The organism is Azospirillum canadense (assembly GCF_025961225.1).
GTDB lineage: Bacteria > Pseudomonadota > Alphaproteobacteria > Azospirillales > Azospirillaceae > Azospirillum > Azospirillum canadense.
In genome coordinates this window covers 414,565-439,792 of the sequence record NZ_JAOQNG010000007.1, presented here as the reverse complement: position 1 = coordinate 439,792, position 25,228 = coordinate 414,565, and the positions used below count along the sequence as shown (strand labels likewise).

General features: G+C 70.0%; 9 protein-coding genes. All 9 read left to right on the top strand.

Features of this window, described 5'->3' with window-relative positions:
- Positions 1-170: 170 nt before the first annotated feature.
- The 9 genes from M2351_RS29745 (at position 171) to M2351_RS29705 (ending at position 25,224) form a co-directional block, all read left to right on the top strand.
- On the top strand, positions 171-1,316 hold the full coding sequence (locus M2351_RS29745) for an acyl-CoA dehydrogenase family protein (RefSeq protein WP_264659642.1): 1,146 nt from the start codon (positions 171-173) through the stop codon (positions 1,314-1,316).
- 17 nt (positions 1,317-1,333) lie between these two features.
- Entirely contained in the window at positions 1,334-2,293 is a 960-nt protein-coding gene (locus M2351_RS29740; RefSeq protein ID WP_264659641.1) for a thiamine pyrophosphate-dependent dehydrogenase E1 component subunit alpha, read from the top strand.
- Position 2,294: 1 nt separating this feature from the next.
- Complete coding sequence (locus tag M2351_RS29735) at positions 2,295-3,275, top strand: alpha-ketoacid dehydrogenase subunit beta (RefSeq protein ID WP_264659640.1); 981 nt, start codon at positions 2,295-2,297, stop codon at positions 3,273-3,275.
- Positions 3,272-4,063, top strand: coding sequence for an enoyl-CoA hydratase/isomerase family protein (locus M2351_RS29730; protein ID WP_264659639.1), 792 nt, complete (start codon positions 3,272-3,274; stop codon positions 4,061-4,063). The genes M2351_RS29735 and M2351_RS29730 overlap by 4 nt, the downstream gene beginning before the upstream one ends.
- A gap of 10 nt (positions 4,064-4,073) precedes the next feature.
- Positions 4,074-4,310 (top strand): lipoyl domain-containing protein, encoded by a 237-nt coding sequence (locus M2351_RS29725; protein ID WP_264659638.1) that lies wholly within the window; start codon positions 4,074-4,076, stop codon positions 4,308-4,310.
- 22 nt (positions 4,311-4,332) lie between these two features.
- Entirely contained in the window at positions 4,333-4,827 is a 495-nt protein-coding gene (locus M2351_RS29720; protein ID WP_264659637.1) for a MaoC family dehydratase, read from the top strand.
- Positions 4,824-5,795, top strand: a complete 972-nt coding sequence (gene lipA, locus M2351_RS29715) for a lipoyl synthase (RefSeq protein ID WP_264659636.1) — start codon at positions 4,824-4,826, stop codon at positions 5,793-5,795. Before M2351_RS29720 ends, lipA begins: the two co-directional genes overlap by 4 nt.
- 403 nt (positions 5,796-6,198) lie before the next feature.
- The gene (locus tag M2351_RS29710) at positions 6,199-7,947 is read left to right on the top strand and encodes a ShlB/FhaC/HecB family hemolysin secretion/activation protein (protein ID WP_264659635.1); all 1,749 of its coding nucleotides are present in this window, start codon (positions 6,199-6,201) and stop codon (positions 7,945-7,947) included.
- A gap of 21 nt (positions 7,948-7,968) precedes the next feature.
- Positions 7,969-25,224 carry a filamentous hemagglutinin N-terminal domain-containing protein gene (locus M2351_RS29705; RefSeq protein ID WP_264659634.1) on the top strand — a complete coding sequence of 5,752 codons (17,256 nt, stop codon included), beginning with the start codon at positions 7,969-7,971 and terminating at the stop codon, positions 25,222-25,224.
- The last annotated feature ends 4 nt before the right edge of the window (positions 25,225-25,228 follow it).

Here is a 25,228-nt window from a genome sequence, read left to right as displayed (position 1 = left end):
GAGGCTTTGGCTTGACCAGGGTGAAGCGCGCGCCGGTTTGATGCGGTCCGCGTGACCCTGCGCCGGCAATACGCCTGTCTCGGTCCCAATCCGCCCCAGAGGGCACACATTCACCCATGCACCAAACGAACGTTTGGCCATGGTCCATCGCAAGAAGAGGGATGGGAAAGATGGACTTCGAACTTGCTTCCGAGCAGATCGAGTTGCAGCGCATGGTGCGCGACTTCGCGCAGGCGGAAGTCGCACCGGTGCAGGCCCGCATGGAGAGCGACCACGAGTTCCCTTACGAACTGTGGCGCAAGTGGAGCGACCTCGGCATGGCCGGGATCATGATCCCGCCGGAATACGGCGGCAGCGGCCTCGACTCGCTCAGCTACATCATCGCGATGGAGGAGATGGGGACGGTCAGCCAGACCTTCTCCCTGATCTGGCAGGTGCATGTGCTGGTCGCCAACATGTACGTGCAGCTCGGCACGCCGGAGCAGAAGGAGCGCTGGCTGCCGCCCTTCGCCCGCGGCGACAAGCTGGGCGCCATTGCGCTGACCGAGCCGGGCGCCGGGTCGGACGCTGGCGGCCTGCGCACCCGCGCCGTGCGCGACGGCAGCGGCTGGGTGATCAACGGCAACAAGATCTTCATCAGCAACGCCGGGACGGAGATCAGCGACGGCACCGTGCTGATGGCGGTGACCGGCGAACAGCCGAACGGCCGCAAGGCGATCTCCTCCTTCATCATCCCGACCGGCACGCCCGGCTACCAGCTCGGCCAGTCCTTCGACAAGATGGCGTGGCACGGCATGGACAACCGGGAGCTGGTGTTCGAGGACTGCCGGGTGCCGGCCGACCACCTGCTGGGCCGGGAAGGCGCCGGGCTGAAACAGGCGCTGGGCGGGCTGAACCTCGGGCGCATCGTCTTCGGCACGCTCGGCTGCGCGCTGATCCGGGCCTGCCTCGACGAGGCGCTGGCCTACTCCAAGGACCGCAAGCAGTTCGGCCAGCCGCTAAGCACCTTCCAACTCACCCAGGCCAAGCTCGCCAACATGGCGACGCACGCCGAGGGGGTGCGCCGCTTCGCCCACTACGTCGCCTGGCTGCACGCGCAGGGGCGTGAGTGCCACACCGAGGCGGCGATGGTGAAGCTGATGGGCACGCGTCTGGCCGTCCAGGCCGCGCAGGACGCCTACCAGATTCACGGCGGCTACGGCTTCATGCACGACTACCGCGTCAACCGCCTCTACCGCGAGGCGCAGATCCTGGAGATCGGCGAGGGCACCAGCGAGATCCAGCAGATCCTCATCGCCCGCGCGCTCGGCTGCTGACTGGGGGGATGGACGACATGACCGTCTCGACCGAACTGGCCGCCCGGCTGTACCGCCTCATGTGGGAGGTGCGGGCGTTCGAAGTGATCGCCGCCGACCGCTACCGGCAGGGGGACCTGCCCGGCTTCATCCACCTCTCGCTCGGGCAGGAGGCGTGCGCCGTCGGCGCCTGCGCCGCGCTCGGCCAGGGCGACCTCATCACCAGCACCCACCGCGGCCACGGCCATTGCCTCGCCAAGGGCGCCGATCCCGGCCTCATGATGGCGGAGCTGTTCGCCAAGTCGGCCGGCTACGGCAAGGGGCGCGGCGGCTCGATGCACATCGCCGACGTGTCCATGGGCGTGCTCGGCGCCAACGGCATCGTCGGGCAGTCGCTCGGGCTCGGCGTCGGCGCGGCGCTGTCGCTTCAGATACGCCGGCAGCCCCATTGCGTCGTTGCCTTCTTCGGGGAAGGGGCATCAGGCACCGGCATCGCGCACGAGGCGATGAACATGGCGGCGATCTGGAAGCTGCCCATCGTCTTCTTCTGCGAGGCCAACCGCTACGCGGAGCTGTCGCCCTACGCGGTGCATGTCTCGGTCGAGCGGATCGCCGACCGCGCCGCGGCCTACGGCTTCCCCGGCGTGACGGTGGACGGCGAGGATGTGCTGGCGGTGCACGCCGCCGTCACCGATGCCGCGGCGCGCGCGCGCGCCTGCGGCGGGCCGACGCTGATCGAGGCCAGGACTTACCGCTGGCACGGCCACTATGAGGGCGATCCGCAGGTCTACAAGACGCAGGCGGAGCGCGACACGGGCACGGACTTCGACCCGATCCTGCGCTTCGAGCGGCAGGGTGCGGGCGGGCTGCCGGCCGACGCGCTGGCCGGCCTCCGCGCGGAGGCGGAGGCGCGCATCCGCGACGCCGCGGAGTGGGCCGCCGGCCTGCAGAGCCCGCCGGCCTCGGCCATCGGCGAAGACGTCTACGCGGGGGAGTGACATGGCTCGCATCAAATATTACCAAGCCCTGACCCGCGCGCTGCGCGAGGAGATGGCGCGCGACGAGCGGGTCATCCTGATGGGCGAGGACGTGGGCGCCAGCGGCGGCATCTTCGCCCAGACACGGGGGTTGTATCAGCAGTTCGGCGCCGACCGCGTGCGCGACACGCCGATCGCCGAGAACGGGTTCGTCTCGGCGGCGGTGGGGGCCGCCATGACCGGCCTGCGGCCGGTGGTGGAGATCGGCTTCGAGGACTTTCTGACTTGCTGCATGGATCCGCTGGTCAACCAGGCGGCCAAGCTGCGCTACATGCTCGGCGGGCAGGTCGGCGTCCCGCTGCTGCTCTACACCTTCGGCGGGGGCGGCGTGAACGCCGGGCCGCAGCATTCGCAAAGTTTTGCCGCGTGGTTCGCCCATGTGCCGGGGCTGAAGGTCGTCACGCCGGCGACGCCGGCCGATGTGCTGGGGCTCGTCAAGGCCGGCATCCGCGACGACAACCCGGTGCTCTGCCTGCTCAGCAAGAAGCTGATCGGCTCGTCCGGCGAAGTGCCGGACGGCGAGGACGCCCTGCTGCCGCTGGGCACGGCGGAGGTGAAGCGGCCCGGCCGCGACGTCACGATCGTCGCGCTGGGGCAGATGGTCGGTGCGGCGCTCCAGGCCGCGACCCTGCTCGCCGAGCAGCGCATCGACGCGGAGGTGGTCGATCCCCGGACGGTGAGCCCGCTGGACGTTGCCACCATCCTGTCCTCCGTGGAGCGGACCGGACGGCTGTGCGTCGTCCATGAGGGGCACGGCCCTTGCGGCCTTGGCGCGGAGATCATCACGTCGGTGGTCGAGCGTGGTCTGCCGCTGCTGAAGGCCCCACCGTGCCGCGTCACGCCGCCCTTCGCGCCGAGCCCCTTCGCCCCGGGGCTGGAATCGCTCTACCTGCCCACCCCCGCCTCCATCGCCGAGGCCGTGCAGGGGATGCTGGCGTCATGAGCGGGCCGGCTTATGAGACTATTGCCGTGGACACCCACGCCAGCGCGCGCTGGATCACGCTGTCGCGCCCGCGCGTCCACAACGCGATGAACAGCCTGTGCATCCGCGAATGTCGGCAGGCGGTGGAGGAGGCCGGGGCCGACCCGGCGGTGCGCAGCATCGTCTTCACCGGCGCCGGCGACCGCGCCTTCACCGCCGGGGCGGACATCTCCGAGATGGTGGCCTATGGCCCCAACGAGATGCTGTTGTACAACCGAGGATGGCTCGGCCTGTTCCGCGACATCGAGATGTGCCGGAAGCCGGTCATCGCCGCGGTCCACGGCTGGGCCACCGGCGGCGGCACGGAGCTGTCGCTCGCCTGCGACTTCGTGCTGTGCACGGACGCCGCCCGCTTCGGGCTGGCGGAGATCAACATCGGGGTCATACCGGGGGCGGGGGCGGCGGTGCGGCTGACCCGCTGGGTCGGTCGGCTCAAGGCCAAGGAACTGCTGATGCTCGGCCGGCTCGTCGAGGGGCGGGAGGCGGTGGAGCTTCATCTGGCGAACCGCTGCGTGCCGCCGGACGAACTCCGCGACGCGGCCCAGGCGCTGGCGGACGAGCTGGGCGCGAAGGCTCCGCTGGCCCTCGGCGCGGCCAAAGCCAGCGTCAATGTCGGTGCGGATTCCGGCTTCGACGCGGCGCTTGAATACGAACTCCAGGAGTTCCTGCGTCTGTTCGCGACCGCGGACCAGAAGGAAGGCATGCGCGCCTTCCTGGAAAAGCGCAATCCAATCTATCACGGGATGTAAGGGGAAAGTCATGAAGGTGCGTGTCAAGGTCCCGAAGCTCGGGCTGACCATTGAAGAGGTGACGCTTGCGGCGTGGGAAGCCGAGTTGGGCGCAACCGTCGAAGCGGGCGCCGTCATCGCGACCGTCGAGGCCGACAAGGCGACCTACGAAATCGTCGCTCCGGCCACCGGGCGCCTGATTGCCCGCGCGGCCGAACCGGGAACCGTGCTTCCCATCGGGGCCGAACTCGCGGTCATCGATGCCTGAGGCGACAACGGGAGAAGCGGCGATGAGCCGTGGCATGTTCTTCGAGGAGCTTGAGGAGGGCGCCCACTACCGGTCCGCCGGCGTGACGGTGACGGAGGAGTCCATCATCCGCTTTGCGCTGGAATGGGACGCGCAGCCGTTCCATGTGGACAGGGAAGCGGCGGCCACGTCGATGTTCGGGTCGCTGATTTCCAGCGGCCTTCAGACGATCCTGCTCACCTACCGGATGTACTTCCAGCTCGGGCTGCTGGACGGAACGGCGATGGCCGGGCTCGGGATCGACGGTGTCCGGTTTCTGAAGCCGGTCCGGCCGGGCGATACCCTGTATGTCGGGGTGACCATCGCCAATCTGAAGCCATCGAGCCGACCGGATCGTGGGATCGTCACCTGCCGCCTGGAAACCACGAACCATCGCGGCGAAACGGTGCTCACCATGGGGTTGTCGGCTCTTGTCGCCCGACGCCCCGATGGGCCGGCCGAGGGCGGAGCCGGCGCGCGCGGAGTCCGACGGCCATGACAACGACGACCACGACACCATTCGCCGCCGGTTCACCGGCAAAGCGTCGCCATCCCGAAAAGGCCCACAAGCCGGACAACCCCATCCAGCGCAAGCCGGGCTGGATACGGGTGAAGGCGCCGACGAGCCAGGAGTACAACGAGACCCGCGAGCTGATGCGCGGGCTGAAGCTGAACACCGTGTGCGAGGAGGCGGCCTGCCCGAACATCGGGGAGTGCTGGAAGCACAAGCACGCCACCTTCATGATCCTGGGCTCGATCTGCACCCGCGGCTGTGCCTTCTGCAACGTCGAGACCGGCCGGCCGGACCAGCTGGACCCGCACGAGCCCGACAACGTCGGCGAGGCGGTCGCCCAGCTGAAGCTCAGCCACGTCGTGGTGACCTCCGTCGACCGCGACGACCTCGCGGACGGCGGGGCCGAGCACTTCGCGCGCACGATCCGCGCCATCCGCGCGGCGTCGCCGGGCACGACCATCGAGATCCTCACCCCCGACTTCCAGAAGAAGAAGGGCGCGCTTGAGGTCGTGGTCGAGGCCAAGCCCGACGTCTTCAACCACAATCTGGAAACGGCGCCGCGGCTCTACCCGACGATCCGCCCGGGTGCGCGCTATTTCACCTCGCTGCAGCTGCTGTCGCGGGTGAAGGAGTTGGATCCGACGATCTTCACCAAGTCCGGCGTCATGGTCGGATTGGGCGAGACGAAGGAGGAGGTCGGCCAAGTCATGGACGATCTGCGCGCCGCCGACGTTGACTTTATGACGATCGGACAGTACCTCCAGCCAACGCCCAAGCACGCGGCGGTGGACCGGTTCGTGACTCCCGACGAATTCGAGAGCTACGCAACACTTGGCCGCGGCAAGGGTTTCCTGATGGTGGCCTCGACGCCGCTGACCCGCTCGTCCTACCACGCGGGCGCGGATTTCGAGAGGCTGCGGCGGCTGCGGCGCGCCGACCGAAGCCAATACTGATCCTCAAAGCGGATTGCGATCTCTGGGCCCGGACATTTGGACCAGCGATCGCCGGCAATCCACCGACTGCCAGCCTCCGATCAATTTTCGCGCCAACGTCGTGGCGGGAGCCATTCGCCGAATTCACCCACACTCAGTGCGGGAATTTTTGCGTTGGATGCGCCAACGCCAATGTCGCCGCTGACTCATTTTGTCGGAAATCGAAAAATATTGCCGTGCATTAGGCCATTTGGCGCATTTCACCGCGGTCAACAAAATAAATTTTGAATTTAGGCAAACCGAGTTCTACCCCTTTGTGGGTAACCGATGATAGAAATATCCGGCGAATTAGGGGGTGAAAACACAACCAATTCGTTAAGGGAATGCTAATAACAGCATACTGCCTGGGGATTTTCCGTTCATCATGCTGACCGCCAAGAACGCCCGCCGCCGCAACCGCAAGTTCCCGAACGCATCGTCGTACCGGTCGCGAGGGTCGGCGCTCGTGGCAGTCCTGATGGTGGGCGCCATGGCTGGCCCGGCCTTGGCCCAGCAGGAACCGAGGCAGCTCCCGACCGGTGCGGAGCCGCGGCTGGAAACGCCCCGCCCGGTGATGCCGCTGCCCGCCGTGCCCGGCGGCGCGATCGTGGTTCCCAAGGCGTCGGCGGTGGAGGCTCCGGCCGGGGCGGAGAACTACCGGCTGACCCTGAAGGGCGTGACCATCGAGGGTGCCACCGCCTACGGCCAGGACGCGCTGCGGTCGAGCTACCAGGATCTGATCGGCCGCGAGGTCTCGGTGGCCGACCTGTTCAAGGTCGCGAACGACATCGAACTCCGCTACCGCAACGACGGCTACATCACCAGCCGGGTCATCGTGCCGGCCCAGACCATCGAGGATGGCGTCTTCCGCCTCCAGGTGGTCGAGGGCTTCGTGTCGGAGATCACATACCCCGACGACATCGGGCCGGCGCTCGCGGCGGTGAAGCGCCTCGTCGACCCGCTGCGGGGCGTGACCCCGATCAACGTCGCGGACGTCGAGCGCCGCCTTCTTCTGGCGAACGACCTCGCCGGCCTGACCGTGCGCGCGAGCCTGGAGCCGTCGCCGACCACGCTCGGCGCCTCGGTGGTCGTGGTGAAGACGGAGCGCAAGGCGCTGGACGCCCTGGCGTCGGTCAACAACCGCAACTCGCGCTATCTCGGCACCAACCAGTTCATCGCCTCGACGTCGCTCAATTCCTTCGGCGCGAACGCGGACACGGTGAACCTCAGCGCCCGGCTCTCCGCGCCGCTCAAGCGGGCCTGGGCCGTCGGCGCCGGCTACCAGGCGCTGCTCACCGGGGACGGCCTGACCTTCAGCGCGAACGGCTCCTACTCCCGGTCCAAGCCGGGCCTGACGCTCGATCCGCTGGATGTGAAGAGCTGGGTGGCGTCCGGCACCGGAACCCTGACCTACCCGGTCATCCGCTCCCGCCTGGAAAATCTGCGGGTGGTCGGCGAGTTCGAATACCGGGACGTGGCCACCGACTTGGCCAATGACAAGTTCAACCGCGACAAGCTGCGCATCCTGCGCGGCGGCGTCAGCTACGACCGCACCGACACCTGGGACGGCATCACCGCGGTGCGCGCCCTGGTGCACCAGGGCCTGGACATCCTGGATGCCACCCCGCTCGGCTCGACACTGGCGTCGCGCGAGCGCGGCCGCAGCGACTTCACCAAGTTCACGGCCGACGTGACGCGCGTGCAGCAACTGCCGGGGAACTTCAGCGTGATGGCGACGGCCACCGCGCAGGCGGCGAGCACGCCCCTGCTGGCCAGCGAGCAGATCGCGCTGGGCGGCCCCAGCTATGGGCGCGCCTACGATGAGGGCGAGATCGCCAACGACAGCGGCTGGGCCGGGTCGCTGGAGCTGCGCTACACGCCGGTGCTGCCGGAAAACACCGTGCTGAAGGGCCTGCAACTTTACACCTTCGTGGACGGCGGGCAGGTCTGGGCCCACTCCGGCTTCGAGCAGAACAGCCGGTCGTCGCTGCTGTCGGTCGGCGGTGGCGTGCGCGCCAGCCTTCTGGATCATCTCTTCGCGACATTCGAAGTCGACAAGCCGCTGAACCGCCGTGTGGCCACTGAAGGCGACAAGGACACGCGGTTCTTCTTCAACATCACGGCGCAATACTAAGCGGGTCAGGGGCGAGCAGACATGGGCACGGTCATGGGCAAGATCATTTCCGGCAACACTCCCCACGGCACCGATCTCGCCGGCCTGCGGACGGCACCGCCGTCACTGCGCCAGCGGCTGTTGGCCTCGGCGACCGGGCTGCTGGCGTCGGCGGGTGGCATGGTCCGGCTGGCGTCGCGTCGGCTGCGCCGCGCCGCCAAGGCGCGCCGCGTGGACTTCGGCGCCATGGCGCTGCGCGCGGTGATCGCCGTCGCCCTGTCCACCCTGTTCGCCGGCGCCTCCTACGCCAACCCGCAGGGCGGCACCGTGACCGCCGGTGCGGCCAGCATCAAGGAGGTGACGCCGAAGTCGCTGGAGGTGACCCAGACCAGCGACAAGGCCATCATCAACTGGAAGTCCTTCAGCGTCGGCGCCGATGAATCGGTGCGCATCCAGCAGCCCTCCTCCAGCAGCGTGATCCTGAACCGGGTGACCGGCACCGATCCGTCCGCGATCATGGGCAGCCTGTCGGCCAACGGCACGGTCATGCTGGTCAACCCCAACGGCGTGGTGATCGGCAAGGGGGCGAAGGTCGACGTGGGCGGGCTGGTCGCCACCACCGCCAACATCTCCGACGCCAACTTCATGGCCGGCAACTACGCCTTCGACAAGGCGTCGCCAAAGCCCGACGCGTCGGTGGTGAACGAGGGCACCATCACCGTCAAGGACACGGGCCTCGCCGCCCTGGTCGCCCCGCACGTCCGCAATTCCGGCGTCATCAACGCCAAGCTCGGCAAGGTGGCGCTGGGCGGCGCACAGACCTTCACGCTGGACTTCCACGGCGACGGGCTGATCAGCTTCGACGCCGGCTCCGCCGTCACCACGGTCGCCAAGGATGCCGACGGCAAGCCCGTCAAGGCGCTGGTCGTCAACTCCGGCGAGATCGCGGCGGAGGGTGGCACGGTCACCCTGTCGGCCCGCGCCGTGAAGGGCGTGATCGACAACGTCATCAACACCAAGGGCGTCATCAAGGCGACCTCGGTCGGCAGCAGCAACGGCAAGATCGTCCTGTCCGGCGGCGACAACGGCAAGGTCGTCATCGGCGGCACCGTCGATGCCGGCGGTGTCGGCCAGGGTCAGGGCCAGACCGGCCAGACCGGCGGCACCGTGGTCGCCACCGGCGAGAAGATCACCGTGGCGAAGAACGCGGTGGTCAACGCCTCCGGCAACGCCGGCGGCGGCACCATCGCCATCGGCAGCGGGCCGGACCGTGCAGGATCCTGGTCGGACAAGGTCACCGTCAAGACGGGCGCCCGGCTGTCCGCCGACGCGTTGAAGACCGGCAAGGGCGGCAGCGTCACCGTCCTGTCGGAGAAGACCACCAAGCACGCCGGTTCCATCACCGCCCGCGGCGGTGCGGAGGGCGGCGACGGCGGCTTCGCCGAGGTGTCCAGCCGCAAGGACATTTCGCTGACCGGCAACATCGACCTGTCGGCGGCCAAGGGCAGGGCAGGCACCTTCCTGCTCGACCCGGCGACGCTCCGCATCATCGCGGGCTCCGGCGGCAGCCAGAACGGTGCGGCGGCGGGCGGCACCATCGCCGCCGGCGGCGCGGACCAAGGCAGCGGCAACAACGTCAACACCGTGTCGAAGAGCGTGCTGGAGGGGATCGCCGGCAACGCCAACATCGTGCTGGAATCGACCGGCCAGATCACGGTGGAGACCAGCCTCGCCCTGCAGACGGGCGTCAGCAACGGCTTCACCCTGCGATCCACCGGAAGCGGCGGGATCGCCTTCACCGACAAGTCCTTCGAGATCAGCACCAACGGCGGCTCGATCACGCTGGAGGCGCAGGGCGTCGGCAGCACGCTGACCAACATCGGCAAGCTGACCACCCGCGGCGGCGCCGTGAACCTCACCGCCAACGCCGGCATCCAGCTCGCCAACGTCATCGACACCACCCCGGCCAGCGGTGCCGCGGGCGCCGTCACCGTGCGGTCGCAGAGCGGCGCCATCAGCGCGCTCGACGGCGCCAAGATCACCGGCGGCGCCACGACTCTGTCCGCAGCCGGCGGCATCGGCGCGTCCGGCGCGGCGGTCGCCACCAGCACCAGCCAGCTGACGCTGGAAACGGGCGGCAGCTTCTACGTCACGAACGACCGCACGCTGACCGACCTGTCGATCACCAGCACCCACCTTCAGCCGGGCGCCACCAACCAGTTCCAGCTGACCTCGACCGGCCTGGCCTTCTCGGTCACCGACGGGCCGTCGGGCTACGCGCTGACCACCATCAACCAGACCGGCGGGCTGAACAGCCTCAGCTTCGCCGGTGACCGCGACCTCCAGGTCGGCACGGTGAACGCCGGCACCGGCGCGGTGGCGCTGACCAGCACCGCCGGGAACATCACCGGCACCCCCTCCAGCCTGATCACCGGCGGGGCGCTGACCCTGACGGCGAAGGGCTCGTCGGGCACGAACGGCTCCGTCGGCACCTCTTCCAGCCTGCTCCGCACCGAGGCGTCCAGCCTGACGGCCACGGCGGGCACCGGCGGCGTCAACGTCATCAACACCGGCGCGCTGAACCTCGCCAGCCTGTCCGCCGCCGGCGCGTCCGCGGTGTCCGCCACCGGCACCCTGACGGTCGGGGCGGTGTCGCTGACCAGCGGCGCGATGACCCTGAATTCCTTCAACGGCGACGTGCTGAAGAGCAGCGATCCCAACGCGACGATCAAGGCCGGCACCCTGTGGCTGAGCGCCGGCGGCAGCGTGGGCACGGCCGGCACGTCGCTGACCACCAACGCCAGCACGATCAACGCCACCTCCACCAACGGCGGCATCTACCTGACCGCGGCCGGCGGCGCCACGCTCGGCACCATCCTGTCGACGAACGGTAAGGTCGCGATCACCACCAACGGCGACACGTCCGTCACCTCGCTGACCAGCGCCAACGGCACGAGCGACGTGGTGCTCACGGCGGGCGGGTCCATCACCGTCGGCACGCTGAACGCCGGGACGTCGGGCAACGTCAACCTGACCAGTTCCGGCAACATCATCAGCGGCGGCTCCAACCGCATCACCGGCAACAACGTCACGCTGACGGCGTCAGGCAGCAGCAGCCTGGTGTCGGTCAACACCGCCGCAAACCGGCTGACCGTCACGGGCGGCTCCGTCATCTCGGTCTCGCAGTACGGCAGCGTGATCCTCGACAGCGTGATCACTGCCGGCGGCGCCGTCACGGTGACCAACGCGTCCGGCGACATCACCGTCGGCACCATCACCACCCCGAACCCGGTGCAGTCGGTGGTCGGCCCCATGCCCGGCCTGGGCTATTCCGTGACGCTGACGGCGACGGCCGGTTCCATCCTGGGCAAGGACGCGGGGAATCTCGTCACGTCCAACAACGTGACGATGTCGGCGAGCGGCGCGATCGGCACCGGTTCCACGCACCTGCGCACCGACGCCGGAACCCTGGCGCTGGCCAGCGGCGGCGACCTCTACATCGACAACACCAAGACCCAGCTGACCTCGCTGACCGTCGCCAACAGCCACAGCGGCACCACGCCCAACACGCTGCAGCTGACCTCCGGCAACTTCACCTTCACGGCCAGCGACGACGGGCAGAAGACGACGCTCTCCGAGATCAGCGGCGCGGCGCTCAGCGCCCTCAGCTACACCAGCGACAAGTCGCTGACGGTCGGGGAGATCCGTACCCAGAACCTCGGCGGCACGGTCACGCTGAAGTCGCTCAACGGCGACATCCTGGACGACGGCAACGCCAACACGCGGGTCAACGGCGGGTCGATCGCCCTATCCGCGGCCAACGGCAGCATCGGCGCCGCCGGCACCCCGCTCGGCCTCAACGGCAGCGTTCTGGATCTGACGACCAAGGGGAACCTGCACGTCGCCGACATCGCCGACCTGTCGTCGCTGACCATCACCAGCGGCCACACCGACGCCACCGTCACCAACACCTACACGATCACCGCGCCGGAGTTCGTGCTCAACCTCACGGACAGCACCACCAACGGCTACAGCCTGAACACCCTGACGGACGCCACCGGCCTGACCGTCAGCTTCAAGGGCGACCGCGACATCCGCCTGGGCAAGCTGGACGTGACCTACGCCAGCAGCGCGACGCTGGAGACGACCAACGGCTCGATCCTCGACGACGGGTCGAAGGTCACCAGCGCGCTCGCCAACACCATCACGCTGAAGGCCAGCGGTGCGATCGGCAGCGGCACCGGGACCGACTACCTCGACATCGTCGCCGGCACCATCGACGCCAAGGCGTCGAACGGCGGCATCTACATCGACGTGCCGATGCCGACCGGCACCAGCAACACCCTGAGCGCGGTGACGCTGGGCAGCAGCACTTTCAACGCCAGCAACGGTCCGATCTGGGTAAGGGCGGAGCAGGGCGACATCACGCTTGGCACCAACGTCAGCACGTCCGGCAGCGGCGCCATCACCCTGGCGGCGGCCACCGGGTCGATCCTGAACCCGAACGGGTACAGCCTGTCGGCGGGCGCCGGCAACATCACGTTGACCGCGGGCCAGGCGCTGGGCACCGCCGACAAGGCGCTGAACGTGGGCGGCAGCGCGGTCACGGCGACGGCCGGCACCTCGATGTGGCTCAACGCCAGCGGCAGCACGATGCTGACCAGCCTGACCGCCGGCAACGATGTCACCGTCTCCCAGACCTCCGGCTCGCTCTCGGTCGGCGCGATCCAGGCCAACGCCGGCACCGGCACGGTCAGCCTCAACTCCAGCTCCGGCTCGATCCAGGGCGACAACAACAGCTCCACCGTCATCGCCGCGGGCAAGGTGCTGCTGAGCGCGGTGAACGGCAGCATCAACGGCGGCGGCGGCCTGAACCTGACGACGCCGTACCTGTCGCTGACCACCTCCGGCGGGGTCAGCATCACCGACACGGTGGCCCTGACCGATCTGTCGCTGACGCGGGCGTCCTCGCCGTCCGGCTCCATTTCCATCAGCACGGTTGTGGGGCAGAGCTTCGCGCTGTCGGACAGCAGCAGCCAGTCCACCCTGCAGACGGTCACCAGCACCACCCCGCTGAACTTCAGCTACAGCGCCGGCCGCACTGTCAAGATCGGCACGATCAACGTCGGCAGCGGCGGCAGCGTCACGGTCGCCAGCACCTCCTCCAGCGGCGCCATCACCAACGACGGCAACAGCGGGTCGAAGATCACCGCGGGCACGGTGTCTCTGACCGCCGGATCCTCGGCGTCGGTCGGCTCCACCGCCACCGGCGGCGCGATCAGCCTGGACACGGCCAACCTGATCCTGTCGGCCGGGCAGGACTTCGCCGTCAACAACAACGGCCGGGCGCTGAGCAGCCTGTCGATCACCAGCACCAACTTCACCACCGCCGACGCGACCAAGAGCCTCTTCTCCATCGCCGGCACCGGGGCCCAGGCCATCACGATCACCGACGCCGGCACCAAGCAGACGCTCGACGTCGCGGGCAGCGGCATCGGCGATTTCAGCTTCACCAACGTCAAGGCCATCGAGGTCAGCGAGATCGTCGCGACCGGAACCGTGTCGCTGACCACCGCCGGCGGCGGCGCCAACTCCAGCATCACCAGCGTCAGCTCCGGCGGCCGCATCACCGCGAACTCGGTGATCCTGGCGGCGACCGGCACGGTGGCCGGCAGCGGCTCCATCGGGACGAACACGCTGGCGCTGAGCCTGAGCACGCCGTCGCTGAAGATCACCAACAACGGCAACATCTACGTCAACAACAACAACACGGCGCTGACCACGCTGGACGTGACGTCGGCCCACAAGTCCACGTCGGCGTCCACCACGAACAGCTACCAGTTCAGCAACATCGGGTCCGGGCGCAGCTTCTCCGTGTCCGACAGCGGCGGCGTGCAGACGCTCGCGCTGTCGAGCGGCAGCGGCACCATGAATTTCGCCTACAGCACCGACCGGGCGATCGAGACCGGCACCATGGACGCCGGCACCAGCACGACCGGCTCCATCGCGCTGACCTCCACCGGCGGCAGCACCGGCACGGTGGTCGCGGCGTCGATCAACAAGGACAACGGGACGATCACCGCCGGCTCCGTGTCGCTGTTCGCCACGGGAAGTAACAGCAACATCGGCGGCACCAGCCAGCTGTCGACCAGCACGGGCAAGCTGGCGATCACGTCGGGCGGCAACGTGTCGGTGGCCAACAGCGCCACGCTGACCGACCTGACGCTGGACGCCCGGCACAGCAGCAGCGGCTCCAAGACCTACTCGATCACCTCGACCGGGCTGACCTTCTCCGTCACCGACAACACGTCGGGCAGCAACGGCTTCAACCTCACCAACATCATCCAGTCCGGCCTGAACCTGTCGGTCACCGCCGACAAGTCGATGACGGTGACCAACGTCGACGTCGGCGCCGGCGCCGTCACCCTGACGGCGGGCAGCACGGGCAACAGCTCGCTGAACGCCACCAAGACGAGCACCGTGCTGACGGCCGGCAGCCTGACCATGAACGCCTCGTCGATCGGCAACACGTCCACCAGCAGCAACGAGAAGTTCTACACCAAGGTCGGGACGCTGACCGTCAACGGGCAGAGCAGCCTGCGCCTCGTCAACGACGGGACGCTGACGCTGAAGGGCGTGACGATGAAGCCGACCTCGGTCGGTGGGTCCACCAGCGCCGAGATCACGGCCACCAACAACGGTTCCATCCTGCAGAGCGGCGCGGTCCCGCTCACCGCGAACATCGTGAAGCTGTCGGCGACCGGCGGTTCCATCGGGGCGTCCGGCACGCCGCTGCTGACCGCCGCGCAGCAGCTCACCCTGTCCTCGGGCAAGAACGTCTACCTGACCAACGCCGGCGACCTGTTCTCCCTGGACCTGACCGCCACCCACGCGACGCCCACGACGAAGAGCAACTTCGACATCCAGGCGACCGGGCTGAGCTTCGCGCTGACCGACACCGTCACGGGCAGCCAGTACACGCTGTCCAACCTCGTCGACGCCACAGGCCTCGACTTCACCTTCAGCGGCGACGTCGCCATCGCGCTTGGCACGGTGAAGGCGCAGCCCGGCCACAAGCTGAGCATCACGACCACCGGCACGAACGCAAACATCACCAGCACCGGCTCCTCGCTGCTCACCGCCGGGTCGGTGACGCTGACCGCGACCGGATCGATCGGTGCCGCCGGCAGTTCCGCGAACCACATCCAGACCGTCGCCGACAGCCTGACGCTGACCACCGGCGGCAACGTGTTCGTCGACAACGCCCTGGATCTGGCCAAGCTGTCGCTGACCAGCAAGCAGAGCAGCGGGTCCGCCACCTACGAGATCACGGCGCCCCAGCTCGCCTTCACGCTGACCGACGACGGGACGACGACGACGGTCGGCACGCTGACCGACGCGACGGGCATCGACATCACGCTCGACACCCAGCACGCCCAGTCGATCGGCACCATCGACGCCAAGGCCTGGGGCAAGGTCGCGCTGACCAGCGCCGGCAACATCACCGGCACCGCGTCGGCGGCGGCGAACGGCACGGCGAACCGGATCACGGCCGGGTCCGTGACGCTGACCTCGGCCGGCGGGAACATCGGCTCGACCTCCAACAAGATCCACCTGTCGGCGCCCGTGGCGACCTTCAACGTCACCGGCGACCTCATCGTCGAGTCCGACACCCACATCGAGCAGCTGGGCATCGCCAGCACCCACACGTCCAACGCCGCCCGGACCTACGCCATCGATTCGGTCGGCCTGACGGGCGGGGTTGCCAACCTGCTGGCGACGGACAACGGCACGCAGACGACGCTGACCACCCTGGCCGACAGCACGGGCCAGATCTTCTCCTTCACCAGCGACCGCGGGATGGTCGTGGGCAGCCTGGAGGCCGGAACGGTCGGTTCGGTCACCCTGTCGGCAAACAGCGGGAACATCGACGGCGACGGCAACACGACCACCAAGATCAACGCCGGCGCGGTCACCCTGTCGGCCTCGTCGGGCGCCGTGGGTACCAGCGGCGCCGGCAACGGCATCGAGGTCACCACCGGAGGCCTGACCGTCGCGGCGAACAACGGTGCGAATCTCGCCCTTCAGGGGGCGACGAAGATCGCGTCGATGACGCTCGGCGGCCCGCTGACCCTGACCAACACCACGGGCGACATCGCGCTCGGCACCATCGACGCCGGCGGCGGCGCCGTCTCGATCACCAACAACGGCGGCTCGATCCTCAGCGGCGGGATCAGCAACACCACGACGGTGTCGCTGACCGCGACCGGGTCGATCGGCAACAGCAGCGCCATTACCACCTCGGCGAACAACGGCGGCACCACCACCCTGACGGCCAGCGCGGCCGGCAGCATCGCGGTCACGGAAGGCTACAAGCTGAACGCCTCCAGCGTGGTGAGCAGCGGCGGCGGCAACATCACGCTGTCCGGCGGCTCCAGCAGCGGCGGCTACACCTTCTCGGTCGGGACGATCTCCACCACCGGGGCGGTGTCGCTGACCAGCAGCGGGAACAGCATCGTCGGCAACAATGGCAGCAACCTGGTGACCGGCGGCAGCGTGTCGGTGTCCACCGGGTCCGGCAGCATCGGCGCCTCGGGCACAAACCTCAACGTGGCGACAACCGACCTGACGCTGAAGTCCTCCGCCAACGTCTATGTCGCCGATACGCTCGACTTGGCGAAGCTGACGATCGACCGCAGCCCGACCAGCGGCACGACCAGCAGCGGCACGCTGAACCTCAGCGCGCTCAACCTGACCTGGAACGTCACCGACGCCAGCAACACCACCACCTTCACCAACCTGACCGACACGACCGGCCTGAACTTCTCCTACAAGGCCATGGGGTCGATCGTCGTCGGCACGATCAACGCCGGGAACTCCGGCAGCGTCGTCCTCCAGGCGTCGCCGAGTTCGGGCAACGGCAACATCACGGCCGTCAACTCCAGCTCGACCATCACGGCGGGCTCGGTCACCCTGTCGGCCAGCGGCACCGGCAGCGCCATCGGCTCCAGCGGCACGGCGCTTGGCCTCAACACCGGCAGCCTGACGGCCAGCAGCGGCACCGGCGGCCTCTACATCAAGAACGCGGGTGCGCTCAGCCTCAACTCCGTCAGCACCAGTGGTGATCTGTCGGCGACGGCCAGCACCGGCGACCTGACCATCAGCGGCCTCAGCTATGGGACCGGCAAGGCGCTGATCCTGACCGCGACAACGGGCCGGATCGTCAGCGGCACGGGGGCGTCCCTGTACCTGTCCGGCAGCGGCGTCCTGACCGCCGGAGCGGGCATCGGCACGGTCAACGCGCCGCTGAAGGTCACGGCGGGCAGCGTATCGCCGCTGACCGCCACCGTCACCGGCACGGGCGGGCTCTATCTCGACATCAGCAGCTACCTGAGCGGCGGCGTGACGGCCACGGCCGCCAACGGCCCCATCGCCATCACCGGCAACGCCAACCTGGTCCTGAACAACGTCGGCATCACCACCGACGCCGCGGGCAACGACATCTCCGTCACCACCTCGCTCGGCGACATCACCGTCGACACGGTGACGGCGGGGGCGACGGCCGGCAAGGTGTCGCTGACCACGCTGTCCGGAAGCGGCAAGATCCTGGCGGCGTCGGGCACCTCCGCGGTCAGTGGCAGCACCATCACGCTGAACGGCGCGGGCGGCATCGGGTCCTCGGCGGCCCGGCTCGGCGTCAACGGCGACCTGGTGCAGGCGACCAGCAGCAACACCGACATCTACCTGAAGACGACGGGCGCCACGTCGCTCGGCTACGCCGCGTCGGGCACCGGCAAGATCGACGTGCTGGCCGGCGACAAGCTGTCGGTGGTCAACGCCACGACCAGCGGCGGCGCGATCACCATCGCCTCCACCGCGACCGGCGCCGACATCATCGCCGGCACGATCAACGCCGGCACGGGCGCGGTCAGCCTCACGTCCGGCGCGGGCGCGGTCATCGACGACGGCGCGTCAGCCACGCGCATCACCGGCGGGGCGGTCAGCCTCTCCGGCGCGAACGGCGTCGGCATCGCCGCGACGGCCATGCAGACCACGGCGAGCAGCCTGACCCTGTCGAGCAGCGGCGTCGGCGGCACCGGCATCTTCGTCAGCGATGGCAACACGAACGGCGTCACCCTGGCCAGCGCCACCGCGACGAGCGGCCCGGTCACCGTCAGCTCCGCCGGCACGATGACCGTCGGGACGGTGTCGGCCAACACCAGCAGCGGTGCCGTCAGCCTGACTGCGGCCGGGTCGATCCTCGGCACCGGCGCCGGCCCGCACGTGACGGCGAAGTCCGCCACGCTGACCGCCACCGGCGGCAGCATCGGCGCGGTGACCGACGCCGCCACCGGCGCCGGCACGCCGATCAAGCTGAACGTCGCACAGATCCTCGGGCTGACCGCGACGGGCACGACGCCGGTCATCTCGGTCGACAACAGCAACACCGCCGCGCTGTCGCTGACCAACAACCTCGTCACGCTGGGCGCCGGCGGGTCCGCCTACATCAAGACGGCCGGCGACCTGGACGCCAGCGCCGGCATCACCCTGACCAACGGCAACCTGCTGCTGCAGTCGGGCGGCACGCTGACCCTGCCGACCGCCGCGATCAACCTGGGCAGCGGCGCGCTGACGCTGAAGGGCACGACGGACGTGATCGCCAGCGGCGCCACGCCGCGTTCGCTGTCGGTCACCGCCGGCTCGCTGACCTTCTCCAGCGGCTCGGCGGGCGGCAACACGACGCTGAACACCACCGTTGGCACCCTCAACGCCACGCTGACCGGCACCTCGAAGAACCTGACGGTCAACAACACCGGCGCGCTGACGGCGACGCTGGCGGCGAACGGCGACATCACCGCCACCAACAGCACCGCCATGACGGTCAGCGCGGCGACGGCGAGCGGCACCGGCCGCACCGTCCGCCTGACCACCACCACGGGCGACCTGACGGTCGGCGCGATCAACGCCGGCGCCACCGGCTCGATCGTGCTGTCGGCCGCGGCGGGCAGCATCCTGTCGGGCGTGGGATCCTCCCTCACCGGCAACAGCCTCGACCTGACGACCTTCACCGGTGTCGGCACGGCGCTCAACCCGTTCACCAGCTCCATCGCCAACATCGCGGCCAAGGTTACGGGGACCGGCGGCATTTACCTGTCGGGGACCAGCTTCACGCTGGGCGACCTGACGACCGCCAACGGCGACATCGCCGTCACCACGACCGGCGCCATCTCCGACGCCAACACCGTCAACGGCATCACCGCCGGAAGCGGTGGCACCATCAGCGTGATCTCCACGGGCGGTGCCGTCAGCCTGTCCAAACCGGCGACCACCACCGGCGGGGACGGCAGCCGGTCCAGCGTGACCGTGCAGGGCACCTCCGTCAGCCTGGGCACCGTCACCAGCGCCGGCACGCAGAGCTACACCGGCGCCACGACCCTGAACGGGAACCTGACCGGCAAGGCCATCACCATCACCGGCAACGCCACGCTGGCCGGCGGCGCCCGCACGCTGAGCACCAGTGCCGCCAACGGCAACATCTCCATCACTGGCACGCTGGCCGGCGGCAGCAACGCGGCCACCCTGACCGCCGGCACGGGCACCGTGACGCTGGGCGGGGCGGCGAGCGGCCTGAGCACGCTGAACGTCACGGCCGGGACCATCAACCTGAAGAGCGTGACCTCGACCGGCATCCAGTCCTACACCGGCGCCATCCACCTGGACGGCACCTACACGACGACGACCGGCGTCTTCAGCGCCAACGGCGCCACGACCCTGGACGGGGCGACCACGGTCAGCACGGGCGCCAACGCCGCGCTGTTCAGCGGCACGGTGGACGGCGCCCAGGCGCTGACCGTCAACAGCACCGCCGCCACGCAGTTCAACGGCGTCGTCGGCGGCACCACTGCGCTGGCCAGCCTGACCACCAACGCCGGCGGCACCCTCACCGCGAAGTCGGTGACCACCACGGGCGCGCAGAGCTACGGCGACACCAGCGCCACGCTGGACGGCACCTACACCACCGGCAACGGCGCCTTCAGCATCGACGGGACCTCCACCCTGGCCGGTGACACGGTGGTGAGCACCGGCAGCGGCGCTGTCACCTTCACGGGCACGGTGAACGGGGCCAAGGCGCTGACCGTCAACAGCACCGGCGCCACGCAGTTCAACGGTGCCGTTGGCGGCAGCACCGCGCTGGCCAGCCTGACCACCAACGCGGGCGGCACGCTCAGCCTGAAGTCGGTGACCACCACGGGCGCCCAGAGCTATGGCGAGGCCGCGACGCTGAACGGCACCTACGTGACCAGCAACGCCGCGGTGAGCTTCGGTGGGGCCGTCACCTTGGCCGGCGACGTGGTGGTGAACAGCGGCAGCGGCAACGTCACCTTCACGGGCACGGTGAACGGGGCCAAGGCGCTGACCGTCAATAGCACCGGCGCCACGCAGTTCAACGGCGCGGTCGGCGGCAGCACCGCGCTGACCAGCCTGACCACCGACGCCGGCGGGACCACCAGCCTGCTGTCGGTGACGACCATGGGGGCGCAGGGCTACGGCGACGCGACCACCCTGAACGGCACCTACGCGACCACCAACGGCGCCTTCTCGGTCGGTGGGGCGGCGACCCTGGCCGGTGACACGGTGGTGAACGCCGGCAGCGGCGCCGTGACCTTCGGCGGGACGGTGAACGGCGCCCAGGCGCTGACCGTCAACAGCACCGGTGCCACGCAGTTCAACGGGGTCGTCGGCGGCACGACGGCGCTGAGCAGCCTGACCACCAACGCCGGCGGCACGCTGGGCCTGAAGTCGGTGACCACCACGGGCGCGCAGAGCTACGGCGAGGCGGCCACGCTGAACGGCACCTACAGCGCCGGCACCTTCACCGCCTCCGGCCCGGTCACCCTAGCCGGCGACAGCACCGTCACGGCGACGGGGATCGGCTTCGCCTCGACCATCGACGGCGCGCAGGCGCTGACGCTGAACGGCGGCACCGGCGCCGTCATGGTGGGCGGCGCCGTCGGCGGCGCGACCCGCCTCGGCGCGGTCTCGGTGACCGGCAGCGGGACCACGACGCTGGGCAGCGCGGTCAAGGCGGCGTCGGTCACCACCGACGCCGGTGGTAGCACCGTGCTGAACGGCGGGGCCGTGGACACGACGGGGGCGCAGAGCTACGGCGACGCGGTGACGCTGGGCGCGGACACGGTGCTGACCGGCAGCACGGTCACGCTGGCCGGTGGGGCCGACGCGGCGACCGTGGGCACCCAGGGCCTGACCATCGCCGGCAACGCGGCGCTGACCGGCGGCTTCGGCGCGGCCCGCGCGCTGAAGAGCCTGAGCGTCAGCGGCGCCACCACCCTGAACGGCGGCAACGTCGCGACCAGCGGGGCGCAGAGCTTCGGCGGCGCGGTCCTGCTGGCCGGGGCGGCGGAGACGCTGACCAGCGGCACGGGCGGCATCGCCTTCGCCGCAACGCTGGACGGCGGCCAGGGCCTGACGCTGAGCAGCGGCACGGGCGACGTCACCTTCGGTGGGGCGATCGGCTCGACCAGCCGCCTGGGCGCGCTGTCGGTGAACAGCGGCGGGCAGACCCGCTTTGCCGGGTCGGTCAAGGCCGCCTCGGTCACCACCGACGCGGCGGGCACGCTGGCGCTCGACGGCGGGCTGGTCGACACCACGGGTGCGCAGGGCTATGGCGAGCGCGCCGTGCTCGGCGCCGACACCGTCCTGACCGGCACCACGGTCACGCTGGCCGCCGGGGCGGACGCCAAGACGGCCGGGACGCAGGGCCTCACGGTCACCGGCGCCCTGACCCTGGGCGGTTCGCTGGGCGGCACCACGGCGCTGAAGTCGGTCATTGTCACCGGCGCCACGACGCTGGGGGCGGATGTGGTGGTGAACGCCGGCAACGGCGCCGTCACCTTCGGCGGCGCGGTGGACGGTGCCAAGGCGCTGACCGTCAACAGCAGCGGCGCGACCGGCTTCCTCGGCGCGGTTGGCGGCACGACGGCGCTGACCAGCCTGACGACCAACGCCGGCGGCACCGTCAGCCTGCTGTCCGTGACCACCACGGGCGCGCAGAGCTACGGCGAGGCCGCCACGCTGAACGGCACCTACACGACCGGCAACGCGACCCTGGCTTTCGCCGGGCCGGTGACGCTGGCCGGCGACACGGTGGTGAATTCGGGCAGCGGCAACGTCACCTTCTCCGGCACGGTGGACGGCGCCAAGGCGCTGACCGTCAACAGCACCGGCACCACGCTGTTCGACGGCACCGTGGGCGGCACGACGGCGCTGGTCAGCCTGACCACGGACGCCGGCGGCACCGTCGGCCTGTGGAACGTCACCACCACCGGCGCGCAGAGCTACGGCGAGGCCGCGACGATTGGCGGCACCTTCACCGCCGGCAACGCCGCCGTCACCTTCGGCGGCCCGGTCACCCTGGCCGGGGACACAACCGTCAACGCCGGCTTCGGGACCATCACCTTCAACGGGGCGGTCGACGGCGCCAAGGCGCTGACGGCCAACTCCACCGGCGCGATGCTGCTCAACGCGTCGGTCGGCGGCACGACGGCGCTGACCAGCCTGACCACTGGCACCGGCTACACCAGCCTGACCAACGTCACCACCACGGGCGCGCAGAGCTACGGCGGAGAGGCCAGCCTGACCGGCACCTACACCGCCGGCAACGCCGCCGTCACCATCGCCGGCCCGGTCACTTTGGCCGGGGACGTGGTGGTGAACGCCGGCAGCGGCCCCGTGACCTTCGGCGGGGCGGTGGACGGCGCCCAGGCGCTGACCGTCAACAGCACGGGGGCCACGCAGTTCAACGGGGTTGTCGGCGGCACGACGGCGCTGAGCAGCCTGACCACCAACGCCGGCGGCACGCTGGGCCTGAAGTCGGTGACCACCACCGGCGCGCAGAGCTACGGCGAGGCGACCACGCTGAACGGCACCTACACCGCCGGCACCTTCACCGCTTCCGGTCCGGTGACCCTGGCCGGCGGCAGCACCGTCACCGCGACGGGGATCGGCTTCGCCTCGACCATCGACGGCGCGCAGGCGCTGACGCTGAACGGCGGCACCGGCGTCGTCACGCTGGGCGGCGCCGTCGGCGGCGCGACCCGCCTCGGCGCGGTCTCGGTGACCGGAAGCGGGACCACGACGCTGGCCGGCGCGGTCAAGGCGGCGTCGGTCACCACCGACGCCGGCGGTGCCACGGTGCTGAACGGCGGCGGCGTGGACACGACGGCTGCGCAGAGCTACGGCGATGCGGTGGTGCTGGGCGCGGACACGGTGCTGACCGGCAGCACGGTGACGCTGGCCGGTGGGGCCGACGCGGCCACGGTGGGCGGGCAGGGCCTGACCATCGCCAGCAACGCGGCGCTGACCGGCGGCTTCGGCACGGCCCGCGCGTTGAAGAGCCTGAGCGTCAGTGGCATCACCACCCTGAACGGCGGCAGCGTCGTCACCACGGGCGCGCAGAGCTTCGGCGGCGCGGTCCTGCTGGCCGGCGCGGCGGAGACGCTGACCAGCGGCACCGGCGGCATCGCCTTCGCCGCAACGCTGGACGGCGGCCAGGGCCTGACGCTGAGCAGCGGCACGGGCGACGTCACCTTCGGTGGGGCGATCGGCTCGACCAGCCGCCTGGGCGCGCTGTCGGTGAACAGCGGCGGGCAGACCGGCTTTGCCGGGGCGGTCAAGGCCGCCTCGGTCACCACCGACGCGGCGGGCACGCTGGCGCTCGACGGCGGCTCGGTCGACACCACCGGTGCGCAGAGCTACGGCGAGCGCGCCGTGCTCGGCGCCGACACGGTGCTGACCGGCACCGGCGTCACGCTGGCCGCCGGGGCGGACGCCAAGACCGCTGGGGCGCAGAGCCTCACGGTCACCGGCGACGCCGTGCTCAACGGCGCCGTCGGCGGAAGCCAGGCGCTGCGCAGCCTGTCGATCAGCGGCCGCAGCACCCTGAACGGCGGCACGGTCACCACCACCGCGGCCCAGACCTACGGCGGGGCCGTCACGCTGGGGGCCGATGCGATCCTGACCGGCGGCACGGTGTCCCTGCTGGGCGGCGGCGACGCCGCCACCGCCGGGACGCCGGGGCTGACCGTTAACGGCGATGCTGTCCTGACCGGCGCCTTCGGGTCGGCCCGCAGCCTGCGGTCCGTCTCCGTCACCGGAACGGCGCGTCTGAACGGCGGCATCACCACCGCCGGAACCCAGAGCTACGGCGGGGCGACGGTGCTGGGCGGTGACACGGTGCTGACCAGCGGCGGCGGCGACCTCGTCTTCGGCAGCACACTCGACGCGGCCAACCGGTCGTCGCTGACGCTGGCGGCCGGCGGCTCCGTCCGCGTGGCGGGCAACGTCGGCGGGACCGGACTGATCGGCGGCATGACGCTCCAGGCCGGCAACGCCACCCTGTTCAACGGGTCGGTGGCGGCCCGCTCGCTGCGGCAGACCGCGGCCGGAGGGACGACCCGCTTCGCCGGCGCCGTGACTGTGGACGGCACCGACGGCATCCAGTTGACCGGCGCCGGCTTCACCTTCGACGCGCCGGTGACCGCCAGCGCCGGCAGCCTGTCCATCACCAACAGCGACGTGGCCGGCACGGTGACCTTTGCCGAGGGCGCCAACCTTGTCACCGCCACCGGCTTTACCCAAGCGGGCGGATCGGGCATTGTTCTTCCCGGCAGCGTTGTCGTGACGCGGGGCCCCATCACGCTCGGCGCGGTGGCGACCCTGCCGAACGGGAAGGCGACGATCACCACCGACGGCTCCATCACCATGGCGGGGCTGCAGGGGGCGACCACCACGCTGACCATGGCGTCCGGCTCCGGCGGGGCGATGGCCATCGGCCTGGAGGGCGGAAGCGCGTTGCAGAAGATCAACCTGGCGGGCCTGACGGTCCCCACCGCCGGTTCGGCCAAGATGTTCGGCAGCATCGCCGGCAAGGCGGACGCCCTGGCGGCCAGCCTGATCGACAGCCCGCTGCGCTCGGCGCCCTACTTCATCAACAACACCCCGTGGGGGCCGACGCAGACCGTCAGCCGCGTCGTCGCCACGATCGTCGTCGAAGTCCCCGTGCCCAGCACACCGGGCGTCACCAGCCTGTTCACCGGCACCATGACCAGCGCCGGCCTCACCCCGAACGCGCTGGACGCCTTCGCCTCGCCGCAGGTCCTGACCACCTCGGGCACCACCCCGAACCTGATCGGGACCGGCGCCCAGCCGTCGGTCCTGTCCACCGGGACGGCCCCGAGCGGCAAGACCGAAGGAGACAAGAAGGAGGAGGCGCGGTAAGGGG

Coding starts and splice junctions, on each gene's coding strand:
- M2351_RS29730 (WP_264659639.1), top strand. CDS start 3,272: ATGAGCGGGCCGGCTTATGAGACTATTGCCGTGGACACCCACGCCAGC.
- M2351_RS29745 (WP_264659642.1), top strand. CDS start 171: ATGGACTTCGAACTTGCTTCCGAGCAGATCGAGTTGCAGCGCATGGTG.
- M2351_RS29725 (WP_264659638.1), top strand. CDS start 4,074: ATGAAGGTGCGTGTCAAGGTCCCGAAGCTCGGGCTGACCATTGAAGAG.
- M2351_RS29705 (WP_264659634.1), top strand. CDS start 7,969: ATGGGCACGGTCATGGGCAAGATCATTTCCGGCAACACTCCCCACGGC.
- M2351_RS29710 (WP_264659635.1), top strand. CDS start 6,199: ATGCTGACCGCCAAGAACGCCCGCCGCCGCAACCGCAAGTTCCCGAAC.
- M2351_RS29740 (WP_264659641.1), top strand. CDS start 1,334: ATGACCGTCTCGACCGAACTGGCCGCCCGGCTGTACCGCCTCATGTGG.
- M2351_RS29735 (WP_264659640.1), top strand. CDS start 2,295: ATGGCTCGCATCAAATATTACCAAGCCCTGACCCGCGCGCTGCGCGAG.
- lipA (WP_264659636.1), top strand. CDS start 4,824: ATGACAACGACGACCACGACACCATTCGCCGCCGGTTCACCGGCAAAG.
- M2351_RS29720 (WP_264659637.1), top strand. CDS start 4,333: ATGAGCCGTGGCATGTTCTTCGAGGAGCTTGAGGAGGGCGCCCACTAC.